Below are 15,161 nucleotides of genomic sequence, written 5' to 3'. Positions count from 1 at the left end.
TGGCGTGGGCAGCCGCCGCGAACCTGGAGAGCGTGAACCGTGCCAAAGGCAGGCCGGTTCACACGTCTCAATGGAGCGAGAGAAATGTATCCGTTCACCGACGGCAGCTTTGCGCCCAGGAACGGCTGGTACGTGGCGGCCTTCTGCAACGAGATCGGTGACGAACTTCTCAGTCGCTGGATCCTGAACGAGCCCGTGGTGCTCTATCGCAAGGCCGACGGAGCGGCTGTCGCGGTTCAGGGCCGCTGTCCGCATCGCCATTATCCGCTTGGCGAGAGCAAGCGCGTCGGCGACGCCATTCAGTGCGGATACCACGGGATCACGTTCGACCACGCTGGCAAATGCACGTTCGTGCCGAGTCAGGAGAAGATCCCCGGCATCTACACGATCAAAGCCTATCCGCTCGTCGAGCGCGGCCTGTGGGCGTGGATTTGGCCAGGCGATCCGTCGTTGGCCGATGTTCGCCTTATCCCCGACCTGACCGAGATCGGTTTTGATCTAGAGGGCTACGTCGCCGAGCCGTGCTACTCGCTCTACGTTGACGGACGCTACCAGCTTCTCAACGACAACCTGCTCGACTTGACACACCTCGGCTACCTGCACCGCAGCAGCATCGGGACCGATGACGATGCGGCCACGCCCGAGCAGCGGGAGGTTACGGATCGAAAGGTCGGCAGCCGGCGCTTCATGCTCGATACGCCACAGCCGCCGTTCCTCGTCGAGAAGCAGAATTTTGACGGCAACGTCGATCGGCTGTCGGGCATGGACTTCCACCTGCCCGGATTCCACGCCGGCATTGGCGAATTCCGCATCCCTGCAAGCCATCCACTCCGCGGCGGCGAGTTGATCCAGGCGAGCCGAGTCTGGCACGGGGTGACACCTGCCAAAAAGCATTCCACGAACTACTTCTTCGCGATGTCCGCGCCGCAAGGGGACGACCTGGCCTTCGCCAAGGAGTACCTGCGTTCTGTGGTCGAGGAGGATGCCTTTGCCACGCGCGAGATCGAGAAGATCATACAGACCGTCGATGAACTGCCGCGCGAGCTGATGCTCAAGAGCGATACGACCGCGGTCCTCGGTCGACGCGCGCTCCAGGCGATGATGGACCGCGAAAAGGCTCTGGCGCAAGCCTGACCGCGGTATCGATCAGGCACGGCGCTGCCGTTGTCGGGAATGTTCGCCACGCAGCGCCTGATCGGGTCGTTGCAAGAATAATTTATCGGTGATAGATTATGCGCGTAGACATTGGGATAGGCGCGTGGCTCACCAGCTCGCACGAGGATTGCGCGTTCGCCAGATAAGCCGCCGCAGGTAATCTTCCACTGGAGCGAGAGAATGACCAAGGTCGTAGTAAGCGGTGCTTCCGGAGATATGGGCAAGCGCATCACCCGGGCGCTACTCGCGCGGATACCTGCATCCCATCTCACTCTGACCACCAGGACGCCCGAAAAGGTCAGGGACAGCGTACCGGACGATGTGGCGATCTTTCAGGCCGACTATCGCGACAGGAAGGCGCTCGAGAACGCCTACCAGGGCGGCGACGTGCTGATGCTGATCAGCAGTCTGGACGTCACGCATCGCGTTCCCGAGCATCGCAATGCGATCGCGGCGGCCAAGGCAGCCGGCGTCAGGCACATCGTCTACACCTCTTGCGGCGGCATCCATCCGCGCAATCCGGTTCCCTCGGTATCGGATCATATCGTCACCGAGCGGGACCTGCAGACGAGCGGTCTTGGCCATACGATACTTCGCAACCAGACTTACGCCGAAGTCTTCCCCACGCTTGCTGCGCCCGCAGTGATTCCGCTCGGCGTTTGGCACCAGGCCGCTGGGGAAGGTCGCTTTGCGCCTGTATCCAAGCGCGACATCACGGCCTGCGCGGTGGCCTGCCTGCTGGATCCCGCGTGGCATGATGGCGCGGTCTACGAAATTACCGGTCCACAACTGCTCGGCTATCGCGAAATCGCTCAAATCAGCGGTGAGGCGTTCGGCGTGGATATCCAGTACGAGCCGGTCTCCGTCCTGGAGCGCTTCCGACAACTTGACGAGATGCGCGTGCCCCGCAAGTTTTCCGACGACATGCCGACCCACGAGTTTGCGCAACGCTGGTGCAGCGAGGAGATGGTCGGTCAGGACGTCGGCTTCGCTGGCAATTTCTATGCGATCCTCACCGACCATGTTGAGATGATCACCGGTAAGAAGCCGATTCCCCTGCGAGAGGTCTATGAGTTCTGCCGAGGCAAGGATTACAATAACTGCTGAGCAAGAGACCGGCAGGCGGATGAGACGCGCGACGCGCTATCTGCTTGCTGGATTTATTTATCAGTGATAACTTTACCCTCAGCGTGCTCAATCCAGCGTTTGAGCAGCGCAGAACAAAACTGAAGTGGTCAGACGTTGCGTGTGGTTCGCCAGCGCGGCCATGGCCGGTTCCGGTCGGGCGCCCGCAGTCGGCGCGCGGCTGGGTGGGGGCTGCCGGTTATCCTCTCCAAGGGGCGGTCCCCATTCAGCTTTGCGGGATACGGTCAGGACCCCTGCGGTCCCGCGCTTGACTGTCGGCGATAGGTGTAATTATCAACACGTGAAGGCGTCGCTCTCGGTGAGAGATTGGGGAAAATCTTTAAGAGCGTCTCAAGCCCTTCGGGAACGCAAGACAAGAATGAGTTGATTAAGTTAACTTGGGAATAAATGACCTTGGCTCTAGACGATGCAATGACTAGCCGCCGCAGGACGTGGCCGGCCTCTTTCGATTTCCAGGGCTTCAATGCGCCCATCGGCGAGGAATGGTCGCAGGACGACCTCGAGGTCGAGGGGACGATCCCGCCCGGCATTCAGGGAGCCTTCTTCCGGGCGGGCGCAGACCCGTATTACCGGCCGATCGTTGAGAGGGACACCTTCCTGTCCGGTGACGGCCAGGTCAGCCGCTTCCTCATCAGGGACGGCAAGGTTCGTTTTGACCTGCGCTACGTGGCCACCCCCCGACACACGGCCGAGCTGAAGGCCGGCCGGGCGCTGTTTGGCGCGTACCACAATCCCTTCACCGATCATGCGAGCGTTCGCGATATCGACCGAACGACCGCCAACACGACGCCGATCTGGCATGCCGGCAGGCTGTTTCTCAGCAAGGAGGATGCGCACAGCTACGAGGTCAATCCACATACGCTCGAGACCCTCGGCCCATGGACTTACGGTGGTCAGCTGAAAACCCTGACGACGTCGGCGCATCCGCGGTTCGATCCGGTCACCGGGGAGATGTTCATCCACGGCTACGAGGCGTCGGGCCCGACCTCGCGCGACGTGGCCTTCTGCGTGGTCGGCAAGGACGGCGAACTTGTTTCCGAAACCTGGTTCGAAGCTCCTTACTGCGGTATGCTGCACGACTTCGTCCTGACGAAGAACTGGGCGGTCTTTCCGCTCTTCCCGACCATCGCCGACCTCGATCGCATGAAGGCCGGTGGTCCTGCCTGGGTCCACCACCACGACGTCCCGAGCTATCTCGGTCTGCTCCCGCGCTACGGCAAGGGCGACGAGATCCGCTGGATCAAGGGGCCGCCGGGGCTGTCGGGTTTTCACATGATGAACGGGTACGAGGAGGAGGTCGATGGCACCACCTTGCTTCACATCGACCTCAATGTCATGGAAACCAATATCTTCCCGTTCATCCGGGAAGCCTCGGGGATCGATGCGAGTCCGGCCGATATTCGCGCCTCGCTGGTGCGCTGGACGCTCGATCTCAAGGACTTGGACAGCGGGTGCGTCGAGCGTCCGCTTGGTCCTCCCGGCGACATGTCGCGGACCGCAAGCAGGGATCAGGCCCGCAAGTACGAGATCGGCTATTACGCCTGCTTCGATCCCCAGTACGGCCCGCCCATCATGCACGGGCTGGTTGGCGCGGGGTTCAACACGCTCATCCGAATCAATGTGCAGACCGGCGAGCTGACGCCGCTGTTCATCGGACCTGACAGATCGATCAACGAACCCGTTCACATTGCCTCGGACGACGAAGGCCACGAGGGCTGGTTGGCCGCGGTCGTCGACACCGATTCCACCATGCAGTCCGAGCTTTGGATTCTGGAAGCTGCCGCCTTGCCGAAGGGTCCGGTCGCGAAGATTCGACTGGGCCGCCGGCTGCGTCCGCAGATTCACGGGACCTGGGTGCCGATGCGCGAGCTTGAGATGGCAGTTCACCGGTAGCGGACTGCGTTCGGCGGCTCTTCGATGTTATCCGGTGGGCAGGCTGACTTGGCGTCGCTAGCATCTGCCGGGACGGCACGCGGCGACCGCCGGCCTGCGCTTCGAAACATGCGGGAAGGACGCTGAAATGCAAGAGCTAGCGGGCAAGGTCGCCCTCGTCACCGGCGCGGTTAGTGGCATCGGCCTGGGAATCGCGAAGTCACTGGCGCGCGAGGGCGTAAGGGTCGCCCTCGGCTACCGTCGACCGGACCAGCTGGAGATTGCTCTCGAGCAGCTTTCCGGCGCAGGTCTGGGCGATGTCCTCCCTGTGCGGCTGGACGTCGCCAGTCAGCAGGACTGGGCCGAGGCCGTCGAATGTATCGAAGGCGCTTTCGGCAAGATCCACATCCTCGTCAACAACGCCGGCACCACCTTCGCCGGAACCATCGACAAGGCGACCCTGGATGACTGGCACTGGATCATGCAGGTGAACTTCTACGGCGTGGTTTACGGGCTGAACGCCTGCATTCCCCGCATCCGCAGTCATGGCGAAGGCGGTCATATCGTCAACGTCTCATCAATGGCGGCCTACTTGCCGGCCTCCGAGGTCGGACCCTATTCGACGTCGAAGTTTGCCGTGCGGGGCTTGACCGCCAGCCTTCGGCCCGCGCTCGCCGCCGACAACATCGGGGTCTCCGAGCTCGCACCCGGCCTGACCCAGAGCAACATCCACGAGGCTGCCGGCAAGCGGCCACCCGAATTCTCGGACACCAGCTTTGCGCCGGATCCGGCATTCGTCCGCGCGTTCGGCGAGATGATGAGCGCAGGGATGGATCCCGACGAGGTCGGCCGCAAGACCGTCGCCGGGATCCGGGCCAACGCGCCGGTGATCTTCAGCCACCCCGAGTTCCGTGATGAATTCCAGGAATTGAGCGACCTGCTCGTGGCCGCCTTTCCAGACGAGCCGATCCCCGCCGCGCGTATGGCCATCGAGAACCGGCGGCGTGAGGCCGCGGCATCGGGTGGCAGCATCATCGAGGAGTGAACGATGCGCGAAGCGGTCAGGGTCTTTCGCCGTGCAGCCGGCCTGTCGCTCGCATCGCTGATGCTGGCGACGAGCGCTCCCACGCTCGCGTCCGGCGTCGAAACTCCGCCCACAGCGGCCACGTGTAACCGCGCGTGCCTCGCCGGACAGCTCGAGGCCTATCTCGCCGCGCTCGCCCAACGCGCGCCCGGGCAGCTCACCTGGGCCGCCGGTGCCCGGTTTACCGAGAACTCTGTGACCTTGCGCCCGGGTCAGGGGCTCTGGGCGACCGCCGGGGACGTCGGGGCCTTTCACTATGCCTTCTTCGACCCACTGCGCCAGAGCATGGTTTTCATCGGGACGATCAGCGAGAACGGCAACGAAGCCATCGTCGGCATTCGCCTGCGCGTGGTCGACGGCGCGCTGGCCGAAGCCGAGCACCTGGTGGTGCGCAACGAGGCTGCCGCCAGGCGGTTTGGCGCGCCTCGGCCAAGCTCGAGGTTCAGCGGGCGCGCTGCGAGCGGCCAGCCACCGGTCGACCAGGCTGCCCTGGCTGCGGCGCCCGACGCCTACTTCGATGCGATCGAAGCCGTAAGCGCGCGCGGCGTGTCGTTTGCCGACGATTGCCTGCGCATCGAGAACGGGCAGCAGACAACCGGCGTGGCGGATCTCGCACGGGGGCCGTTTCTCGAACTGGACTCGCCAAGCTGGCGCGCGGTCCTGGCCGAGGGCTGCCGGGCCAGCATCGACAGCGGTGCCAACGCGCACATCACGGCCGCGACCGACAGGCGGCTGTTGGTGGTCGACGAGCTCGCCGGCGTTGCGGTCGCGGGCGTCGTGTTTGAGCACACCGGGACGATCGCCGAGATCGAACGGGACGGACGCCGGATCGTGTTTCCGCGCCAGCTCCGGCAGCCGTTCGACACCTCGATTTTCGAGCTGTTTGCGCTCGACGACGAGCGCCGCATTGACCACGTCGAGGCGATTGGCATCCAGCTCCCGCTGGCGACCGGCAGCGGCTGGTAAACCACTGCCAAGCCAGGGTCAGCTAGCGGGCGCAACCCCGGCCGTGCGCCTCACGGCGATCGCGATTGCCCAGACCAGGACAGTTATCAGTGACCAGCCTATCGCCATGAGGATGGCAAAGCCCGTCCATTGGCCACTGTCCGAAATCGCCAGCCACAGCGGCGGGTTGAGGAACGTTGCAAGTGCGCCGACAAAGTTGATCAGCGCAGCCGCGGAGCCCTGCCGGCCGGCCTCGGCAACGGTCGGCAGCATGGCCAGCATTGTTGCCATGCACGCCCCGGTCACGACGAACCAGGCGGCAAGCACGCCATAGCGTCCGCTGAGGGTCACCTCGGGGTAGAAGCTCAGCACGCCGCACACGAAGGCCACCAGCGCCAGGACCGAAAGCAGCACCGGAGGACGGACACCGAGCGGCAGCAGCAGGCCCACGCCTAGCGATCCGATGACCATCGCTACGGTCGTGCTCGCCACCATGTTCGACGAAACCTGGATCGGGATCGCATGAACCTTGGCAAGGTAGGCCGGGAAGGTGACGTTCGCGCCCAGGCCCATGCTGATCAGCAGGAAGAACGCGAGGGCGAGAAACGCGAGTTTCGGGCTGACGAACGCGGACCCGAGATCGCGCACCCTGCCTGCGAGCGTCTGGCTTTGATCGGCGCGCTTGGGCTGCATCGCCGGCTGCAGCAGGCACAGCAATCCCGCGAGCGCAAACAGCGAGCCATGCAGGAGGAAGGCGTTCCGCCACCCGTCCGTTTCGGCGGACATGCCGCCCAGCGCGAGGCCGAGCGCGGTGCCGACCGGCGCGTAAGTCGACCAAAGCGTCATCGCCCGGGTGCGCTTGTTGCCTTCGGTGGTCGACATCAGCATCGCCGGTCCGGCCGTGTACAGGTGCACGATCGCGAAGCCTTCGAGCAGCCGCGCGACCTGGACGAACATCAGGCTCGGTGCCAAAAAGTACAGCGCGTTGGCGAGGATCCCGCCGAGCGATGCCAGCAGCAGCACACGCTTGGGCCCCAGTCGGTCGACGACGAGGCCGCTCGGAATCGCGAAAAGCGCGGCGGGCACCGCGATCAGCGAGACAAGCCAGCCGAAATTGGCCGCGGCCAGTCCGAAATGGGATCCGAAATCGGCATTGAGCGGGATGATCTTGCTGACCGTCGACGCGCCGCAAATGCCGAAAAGGTAGATCCCGAAGATCGACGGCCAACTGCCCTGTTTCATGATTGTGCGTCGTCCTTCCCGCGGTTCATTGCCGTCATCAAGCAAGTCGCGGGGAGCTACTGTACCGCGGTGCGACCCCGGGCCCGTTGACCAATTGATACGACCGTACTAATTCGTCGTGCGGTCAGCGTCAATCGCTGCAATATGTGCAACCCAGGGGCGAACCATTCGGACGCTGGGCTTTCGGGAAAGGAGTCCCAGTGGAAGCGGACGTGATCGTCGTGGGGGGCGGATCGGCGGGCTGCGCGGTCGCCGCCCGTCTGGCCGAAACGGGCAACTTGCGGGTGCTCCTGCTGGAGGCGGGCAAGGCGGCGTTGGACCTCAAGACCACAGTTCCCGCGATGGTGGCGCAAGTCGTGATGAACCCCGCCTACGACTGGATGTATCCGGTCGAGCCCGATGCCTCGCTTGCGGGACAGCCGAGCTTCTGGCCGGCGGGCAAGGTTCTTGGCGGCGGCAGCGCGATCAACGGCATGATGTTTGTGCGCGGCCATGCCGCGGACTACGATCGGTGGGCGGAGCTCGGCGCGCGCGGGTGGGCCTATGACGATTGTCTGCCCTACTTCAGGCGCATGGAAGCCAATCCCCGGGGTGGTGTATTTCACGGATCGAGCGGGCCGGTGCGGGTCTCGGAAAGCGGCCTGTCCTATCCTTTGACCGAGCAGTGGATGGCTAGCGCAGAGGCTGCCGGCATCGCCCGTGCCGAGGACCTCAATGGCAACGGGCGCGAGGCGGTCGGCGTCGATCGCGTGCAAGCCTCGCAATGGCACGGGCGCAGGTGGAGTTCCGCTGACGCCTATCTCAGGGGTAATCGCCGCCCGCCCAAACTCGAGATCCTCGACGGCGTCCGCGTCGAGCGGATCGTGCTCGGCGAGGGCCGTGCGAAAGGCGTCATCGCGCGCCGCGCCGACGGCAGCCGGCTCACCTTGCGTGCGCGCGCCGGCGTCGTCATTTCGGCGGGCACGATAGCGACGCCCAAGTTGCTGATGCTGTCGGGCATTGGACCCGCAGCAGAGCTCGCGCGCCTCGGCGGCGAGGTGGTCCGCGACCTGCCGGGCGTCGGGCACAACCTTCAGGACCATGTGGGCGTGAACCTCGCATGGAGCGTGCACGGCGCCAGTATCAATAGCCAGATGCGCGGGCTGGGGCCAGCCAAGGCCCTGCTGCGATACCTGCTGCAGCGCAAAGGCATGCTTAGCGCGGCGATCTCGAACGCGCATGCGCTTGTGCGGCTCGACGCCGATCGGCCGGCGCCGAGCGTGCAGCTGGCCTTCAGTCCGTTTTCGTTCGACATCATGCCGGACGGGCAGCGGGTCATGCCCAAGCAATCGATGATCTCGAATCTGGTCGGGGTGCTGCACCCCGGCGCGCGCGGTTCGATCCGCCTGCGGGCGCTCGATCCCGACGCTCCGCCCCTCATCGAGCATGAACTCCTGGCCGATCCGCGCGATCTCGACTTGCTGGTGCAAGGCATTGCGCTATCGCGCGCGATCATGGCGGCAAGACCGATCGCCGACAACGTGCTCGATGAAACCAAACCCTCGCAGTCGATCGTCGGAGCCGAGCTCGAGGCGTGGATCCGCGCTAATGCGATCTCGCTGTTCCATCCGGTGGGGACGGCTCGGATGGGCACAGACGAGAACGCAGTAGTCGACCCGGACCTGGCGGTGCACGGGGTAGGCGGGCTGTGGGTCGCCGACTGCTCGATCGCGCCCGAGCTCATCTCGGGCAACACCAATGCCGCGGCCATCATGATCGGCGACAAGGCGGCCGACCATATTATGAAAACCCTGTCCGGCCTGGGCTAGGGTCGGGTCAACGGGACGCTGGTGCTGGACCGCCCAACAAGGAGAGAGCCGATGAAAGTCGCATTGATTGGGGCAACCGGACCGGTTGGCAGACGCATCCTCGCCGAGCTCGTTGAGCGCGGCCATGAGGTGACGGCGATCGTGCGCAACGTCGAGAACGTTCCGGTGGCACCGAATGTCCATCCCGTGCCCGGGGACGTGGCTGATGAGGCGGGCCTTTCCGTCGCGCTGGCCGGGCACGAGGCGGTGATCAGCTCGGTGCGCTTCCTCAAAACCTCTCCCCAAGGCCTGATCGGCACGATCCGGGCCTCTGGGGTCAAGCGCTACATCTGCGTGGGCGGCGCCGCCAGCCTCTATGTCCCGGGCACGCAGACCAAGCTGCTCGATGCAGGCGCGATTCCCGAACAATACTTGCCCGAACCCACGGCAGGGGCCCGGTTCCTCGATGTCCTCAAGCAAGTCGAAGACCTTGACTGGACCTTTCTCTCGCCGCCGATGATGTTCGCCAACGACGAGCAGTTCGGCACCAAGCCCGGCTATCGGACGGGCACATTCCGCCTCGGTAAGGATGAGCTGCTCGTCGGTGAAAGTGGCGAGAGCGAGATTTCATACGAGGACTATGCCGTCGCGCTCGTCGATGAGCTCGAGGCGGGCGCCCATATCCGTCAGCGCTTCACGGTCGGGTACTGACGGGCTGACGACTTAGGTTGACATAATCAACTTAGATTCAGTATGACCCTCGCAATGCCGCTGGCTGCGGCCCGAGGGAGAGAGACTCGTGAAATATCTGGTGAGGGCCGCGTTGATCGCGGGCTGCGCGCTTGTTTGCCTGCCGAGCCTGTCCCATGCGCAGGAAGCCAGCCCCGACGCCGCGGACGCCGCGCAGCCTGGCATTCCGACCGGCCCGATCCCCGACGCGCAATTCGACCTGATGATCCCCAAGCATCCAGGATACATGGGGGCGCTGGCGCCGGAGAACCTCGCAAAGCCGCGTCCGGCTGCGCCGTTCGATCTCACCGGAACGTGGTTCGTCGACCTGCGGGAGGGCTTCATGAAGTTCCTGTTCGGTCCGCCTTATCCGGAGTTCTACGAAGGCGGCCGTGAAGCGCTGGAGGAAGCGCCCAAGTACATGGCGCGCGGCGAGAACTACCGGGACAGCATCGGCCAATGCTACCCCCCGGGCATGCCGATGATTATGACACGCGTCTGGCCGCACGCGTTCGTCCAGCTGCCGACCGTCATCTACATGATCTCCGGGTTCAACAATTCGGTGCGGTCGATCTTTCTCGATGGCCGTGACTTCAGTGACCCCGACTTGGTGGTGCCGAGCTACAACGGGGAATCCGTCGGGCACTGGGAAGGCGACGTGCTCGTCATCCACACGAAGTATTTCGAGACCGACAACCACTGGATCGACCTGGGACTGCCGATATCCGACCAGTTCGAGCTGACCGAGCGCGTGCGCCTGATCGACGGCGGTAAGGTGATGGAGGTCGAGTACATCCTAGTCGACCCGAACAACTGGGCCGGCGAGTGGCACAACACCAAGAAATACCTTCGACAGGACTACACCGACATCAACGAGTCGCAGTGCATCCTGCAGTATAACGAACATCTGCCGGGCACTGACCTGGGTCGCGCAACCGCCGAGGAGCGGGGCAAGTCGAACACCGGCGAATGAATGCAGTTCCAAGTCAAGGATTATCCATGAGAAATTCGATCGTCGCATCGCTTGCGCTCCTGATGGGCGTGGCGTCGGTGCCCGCCGTCGCGCACCACAGCTTCGCCATGTTCGACCAGACGAAGGTCATGAGCCTCGAGGGGACCGTGCACGAGTTCCAGTGGACCAATCCGCACGCGTTCATCGAACTCGACGTCCCCAGCGGCGGCCGGGCGGTTCGCTGGAGCATCGAGCTCAACAGTCCCAACAACCTGACACGCCAGGGATGGACTCGCAAAGCCCTCAGGGCAGGCGACAAGGTCACGGTCAGAGTTGCGCCGTTGCGCAACGGTTCGCCGGGTGGGCTGTTTCTCGACGTTCGCCTGCCGAGCGGCAGGGTGCTCGATTCCGGCCTGCCCAAGAACGGCACCCCGGTGAATGTGCCGCGCGTCTGAACGACCTACACAAGAGTGAGATTTTACCCGATGAGAACAACCCTGAAACTCGCACTGGCTGTAGCGCTCGCCGTTCCTATCCCGGTGCTTGCGCACCACTCCTTTGCGATGTTCGACATGCAAAGGACAGTCAGGCTCAATGCCACGGTCGTGAAGTTCAAATGGCAGAATCCCCACGCTTGGCTTGAGGTCGATGCCGCCACGGTCGGCGGGGCATCGGAGCGCTGGGCGATCGAGCTGACCAGCCCCAACAACCTGGCCCAGGAAGGCTGGACGCGCACCAGCGTCAAGCTGGCGGACAGGGTCACCCTGTATGTCTATCCGCTGCGCAACGGCGCCAAGGGCGGAAGCTTCCGCGGCGTTCGGCTGGCCAACGGATCTACCCTTGGCCAGGTCGACTAGCCACAGGCAACCTCTAGTCCGGGATTGGCGATACATATGAAACACTTCGTCCTCGCGCTGCTGACGAGCGCTGGCGCACTCGTTGCAACCTCGGCGTCCGCCCAGTTCGGTCCCGCAGCACCCTCACCGCCGCCTGCCGGCCTGCAGGAAGGGCAGAGCGCAGGCTATCCCGCCGGCCGCTACGACGAGCTCGATGCCCTGCCCGACTGGGGTGGGATCTGGTTCCTCAATTTCGAGATGCCGGCGCCCGGCGCGGTGCAAAGCCAGCCGAAGCTCAAGGGCGAATACCTCGAACGGTACGAAGCCTGGCGACAGGCCGTGATCGCCAACAACGGCGATGCGCCGCGCAACCGCTCGAACTGCAGCCCGCCCGGCATGCCGATCCTGATGCAGATACCGCAATACCCCTTCGAGTATCTGTTCACGCCCGGTCGGGTGACGATTAACCAGGAAGCGTGGATGCAGAGCCGCACGATCTGGACCGATGGCCGGCAGCTCCCCGAAGATCCGAGCCCGGCCTTCAATGGCCACTCGATCGGCAAGTGGGAAGGCGGCACGCTGGTCGTCGATACGATCGGACTTAACGAAGACATCGAGCTTGGCATGGGCATGTTTCATTCAGCCCAGCTAAGCGTGCGCGAGCGCATCCGGCTGGACGGCACCGATCCGGACAAACTGGTCAACACGATCACGCTGACCGATCCCCTCGCGCTCGAGGAGCCCTACAACTTCACGGTTTCCTACAAGCGCGACCGGAACGGTGCGTTGCTCGAGTTTCAATGCGCGGAGAACGACCGCAACCCGGTCGATGCCGAGGGCCGGACCGAGTTCCATTAGGTACTAGCGCGCACGTGAACACCTGTGGGGCGGGCGTCGGCAATCCGGCGCCCGCCCCATTTTTGCATGGTGCGTACTTTGCGGGCTGTATTGAAGTTGACAAAATCAACCAAATGATCGATAGCGGCGCGGACATCGTCGCTAGCGGCGCACGACCATCGAGGGATCTGCCCAGTGACCGGCTTCGCGACTTGGCTGGATGGCACTTCCAAGAGCCTCGCGCTCAAGAATGCGCTGTGGGTCGTGCCCACCGTGCAGACGGTCCACATCCTCGCGATGTGCCTCGTCCTCACCGCGGGCCTGTTTGTCGGCGTGCGCGCCTGGCGTGTGGCGGGGCTCGACTGGCCGCTTAGCCGCTGGGTGGAACGGCTCTACCCCGAGCAGTGGTGGGCGCTGGCCGTGCTGCTGGCGTCCGGGCTGGTGCTGATCGCGGCGGAACCGGTCCGGGAGCTGCCGAACTACGTCTTTCAGCTCAAGATGCTCGGCGTTGTACTGGCCACGTCGGACTGCCTCTGGCTGCAACGGCGCATCGCCGTGCGCAATGACGGCGAAGCCGGTATCGCCGACAAGCTCATCGCACTCGCACTGTTCGCGCTCTGGCTGGCGATCATCTTTGCTGGCCGGTGGATCGCCTACGTCTAGGAAGGACGAACCGGGATGGACAACGCGGGCTGGGCAGGTGCGCTCGAGCAAACGGGCCTGGCCCAGGCGATCCAGGAGAGCCTGACCGCCTTTCCCCTGCTCGAGGTCGCGCACGTATGGGCGATCGCGCTGGTGGTGGGATCGATCTTCCTCTTCGATCTTCGCCTGCTGGGCGTCGCGTCGAAGTCCTATCCGCTCGACAGGCTGATGCGAACGGTGCTGCCGGTCACCGTGGGCGCGTTCGTGTTCGCCGTGCTCACCGACTTCCTGATGTTCGTCAGCCGGGCAACGAGTTACCTCGGAAACCCTGTCTTTCTCATCAAGCTCGGGCTTCTGCTGGCCGCCGGGGTAAACATGGCGCTGTTCCACGCCTGGAGCCACCGGCGCGTCGCCGGCTGGAGCGTAGGTCAGCACGTGCCGCCGGCGGCTCGACTTGCCGGACTGTGTTCGCTGGTCCTGTGGAGCGCGATCCTCACCGCGGGGCGCTTCGTGGGCTTTACTTGAAACCTGGCCTTCGGGGCGCGCGCGGGGCGCGTCCGGTGGCGAACCGACATTCCGCCGATTATTCTCACGGTCGGCGGTTTACCGATGTGCACGAGAGAAACCCGTGCCCATCGGACCTCCCAGCCTTGGTGCCCCGGGCCTCCGCCCGGGGCACCTTTTCTCGCCAAGGCCAGAACGGTTGTCGTCAACCGTGACGCGTGAGAGCGGTCAGTCGATGATCTCGAGTTCCTCGATCAGCGGCGGCGCGGCGATGCACGGCTCCATGGCCTTCATGTTCTCGAGCACGTAATCGTAAGATCTGTGCGCCATCTGGTTTTCCCAGCTACCGAAACGCTGGACGAGCACATAACGGGTATCGCTCTCCCTGAGCCTCGCCAGGCTGTAGAGCGAATAGGATGGGTCGCGCTCGCGGATATCGGAGATGTGCTTGCGCGTGGCAGCCTCGAACGCATCCTGCATGCCCGGCTTGATGTCGAAATAGATCAGCATGCCCTTCATGGTCTTCTCCTTGCCTTGGGCGCGATGGGCGGTCGGTGCCGGCGCGGATGACTCCACGACGGGATGACGCCGGGTCGGATGACACGCTCCCGCCAGTCCACACCGTGCATGTCGCGGCCTCTTCCGATGGTGCCCGCTTGCGATTTTCCAGTTCCTTCCCCAGTCCAGCATGCCTCTGGCGGATTGGCCAGCAAAAATCATATGATCGTATGAAATCGACGACGAAGGTAGACCTACCATGCAGGACCAAGGCAAGGTGCATCCGTCCACCGCGCGCAGCAGGGACACCATGCGCCGCTATATGGATGCCGCTGAAGGGCTCTACATCCGGCTCGGCTATGAGGGCACTTCGATCCGAGCCATCTCGACCCGGGCAAAGACCAACCTCTCGGCAGTGGTCTACCACTGGGGGACCAAGGAGAACCTGTTCCGCAGCGTGTTTCTCCGCCGCTTCGCCGTAGTAGAACAGCGAAAGGTGGAGCTGCTCAAGGCGATCAAGGCGCGTCCCGAGGTTGCGCGCCCGCCTGACCTGGAGGCGGTGGTCTCGGCGATGGTCTTTCCGGGTTTCGATCTGATCGAGGATCCCAAGGTCGCGTTCGTGACCCGCCAGCTTTACGGCCGCGTCCTGACCGATCCATCGCCGGTCGTGCTCAGGATATCGCAGGAGATCTTCAGGGATGTCACCGAACTGTGGCGCGAGCTGATCCGCGAGTGCCTGCCCGAGATCAGTGACGAGCGGTTCTTCTGGCGCTTCACCAGCTCGGTCGGCGCGCTCGTGTTCGCGCAGTCGTTCGGGTATCGGATGGCCTACGCCAACCGCATAGAGGACGACCAGGTCGACTGGCCTGCCGCGCCTGAAGAGATCGTTCGGTTTCTCGTGGGCGGGTTGCAGAGCGGCCAGTTCCGTTGAC

16 protein-coding genes are annotated in these 15,161 nt (G+C 64.0%); 14 read left to right on the top strand and 2 right to left on the bottom strand.

The window, feature by feature from the left end; all coding sequences use genetic code 11:
• The first annotated feature begins 84 nt into the window (after positions 1–84).
• The 5 genes from ACWPMZ_RS10810 (at position 85) to ACWPMZ_RS10790 (ending at position 6,223) form a co-directional block, all read left to right on the top strand.
• Entirely contained in the window at positions 85–1,134 is a 1,050-nt protein-coding gene (locus ACWPMZ_RS10810) for a Rieske 2Fe-2S domain-containing protein (protein WP_455704013.1), read from the top strand.
• A 201-nt stretch (positions 1,135–1,335) separates the two neighbouring features.
• Positions 1,336–2,262 (top strand): NAD(P)H-binding protein, encoded by a 927-nt coding sequence (locus ACWPMZ_RS10805; protein ID WP_455704012.1) that lies wholly within the window; start codon positions 1,336–1,338, stop codon positions 2,260–2,262.
• Between the two features lie 450 nt (positions 2,263–2,712).
• Positions 2,713–4,194, top strand: coding sequence for a carotenoid oxygenase family protein (locus ACWPMZ_RS10800; protein ID WP_455704011.1), 1,482 nt, complete (start codon positions 2,713–2,715; stop codon positions 4,192–4,194).
• 127 nt (positions 4,195–4,321) lie between these two features.
• The gene (locus ACWPMZ_RS10795) at positions 4,322–5,218 is read left to right on the top strand and encodes an SDR family NAD(P)-dependent oxidoreductase (RefSeq protein ID WP_455704010.1); all 897 of its coding nucleotides are present in this window, start codon (positions 4,322–4,324) and stop codon (positions 5,216–5,218) included.
• A 3-nt stretch (positions 5,219–5,221) separates the two neighbouring features.
• On the top strand, positions 5,222–6,223 hold the full coding sequence (locus tag ACWPMZ_RS10790; RefSeq protein WP_455704009.1) for a hypothetical protein: 1,002 nt from the start codon (positions 5,222–5,224) through the stop codon (positions 6,221–6,223).
• Between the two features lie 18 nt (positions 6,224–6,241).
• On the opposite strand, the gene ACWPMZ_RS10785 is transcribed toward ACWPMZ_RS10790, so the two are convergent.
• Positions 6,242–7,444 (bottom strand): MFS transporter, encoded by a 1,203-nt coding sequence (locus ACWPMZ_RS10785; protein WP_455704008.1) that lies wholly within the window; start codon positions 7,442–7,444, stop codon positions 6,242–6,244.
• A 200-nt stretch (positions 7,445–7,644) separates the two neighbouring features.
• Between ACWPMZ_RS10785 and ACWPMZ_RS10780 the strand changes: the two genes are divergently transcribed.
• The 8 genes from ACWPMZ_RS10780 to ACWPMZ_RS10745 all read left to right on the top strand — a co-directional run bounded on the left by ACWPMZ_RS10780 (position 7,645) and on the right by ACWPMZ_RS10745 (position 13,752).
• Positions 7,645–9,252: a GMC family oxidoreductase gene (locus ACWPMZ_RS10780; protein WP_455704007.1), complete on the top strand. Its 1,608-nt coding sequence runs from the start codon at positions 7,645–7,647 to the stop codon at positions 9,250–9,252.
• Between the two features lie 51 nt (positions 9,253–9,303).
• Complete coding sequence (locus ACWPMZ_RS10775) at positions 9,304–9,942, top strand: NAD(P)-dependent oxidoreductase (protein WP_455704006.1); 639 nt, start codon at positions 9,304–9,306, stop codon at positions 9,940–9,942.
• Between the two features lie 88 nt (positions 9,943–10,030).
• On the top strand, positions 10,031–10,933 hold the full coding sequence (locus ACWPMZ_RS10770; RefSeq protein WP_455704005.1) for a hypothetical protein: 903 nt from the start codon (positions 10,031–10,033) through the stop codon (positions 10,931–10,933).
• A gap of 26 nt (positions 10,934–10,959) precedes the next feature.
• Positions 10,960–11,367 (top strand): DUF6152 family protein, encoded by a 408-nt coding sequence (locus ACWPMZ_RS10765; protein ID WP_455704004.1) that lies wholly within the window; start codon positions 10,960–10,962, stop codon positions 11,365–11,367.
• Positions 11,368–11,397: 30 nt separating this feature from the next.
• On the top strand, positions 11,398–11,769 hold the full coding sequence (locus ACWPMZ_RS10760; protein ID WP_455704003.1) for a DUF6152 family protein: 372 nt from the start codon (positions 11,398–11,400) through the stop codon (positions 11,767–11,769).
• 36 nt (positions 11,770–11,805) lie between these two features.
• Positions 11,806–12,606 (top strand): hypothetical protein, encoded by an 801-nt coding sequence (locus ACWPMZ_RS10755; RefSeq protein WP_455704002.1) that lies wholly within the window; start codon positions 11,806–11,808, stop codon positions 12,604–12,606.
• Between the two features lie 174 nt (positions 12,607–12,780).
• Positions 12,781–13,248 carry a hypothetical protein gene (locus ACWPMZ_RS10750; RefSeq protein ID WP_455704001.1) on the top strand — a complete coding sequence of 156 codons (468 nt, stop codon included), beginning with the start codon at positions 12,781–12,783 and terminating at the stop codon, positions 13,246–13,248.
• A gap of 15 nt (positions 13,249–13,263) precedes the next feature.
• A complete protein-coding gene (locus tag ACWPMZ_RS10745; protein WP_455704000.1) occupies positions 13,264–13,752 on the top strand; it encodes a DUF6644 family protein in 489 nt (162 codons plus the stop codon).
• A gap of 207 nt (positions 13,753–13,959) precedes the next feature.
• Here ACWPMZ_RS10745 and ACWPMZ_RS10740 read toward each other — a convergent pair whose 3' ends face one another.
• A complete protein-coding gene (locus tag ACWPMZ_RS10740) occupies positions 13,960–14,250 on the bottom strand; it encodes a putative quinol monooxygenase (RefSeq protein ID WP_455703999.1) in 291 nt (96 codons plus the stop codon).
• Positions 14,251–14,488: 238 nt separating this feature from the next.
• Here ACWPMZ_RS10740 and ACWPMZ_RS10735 point away from each other — a divergent pair, with 238 nt between their 5' ends.
• Positions 14,489–15,160, top strand: a complete 672-nt coding sequence (locus ACWPMZ_RS10735) for a TetR/AcrR family transcriptional regulator (protein ID WP_455703998.1) — start codon at positions 14,489–14,491, stop codon at positions 15,158–15,160.
• The last annotated feature ends 1 nt before the right edge of the window (position 15,161 follow it).

This window comes from Tsuneonella sp. HG222 (assembly GCF_053819185.1).
Note: the sequence above shows the minus strand (reverse complement) of the source record. Positions and strands in the feature narration are given on the sequence as shown.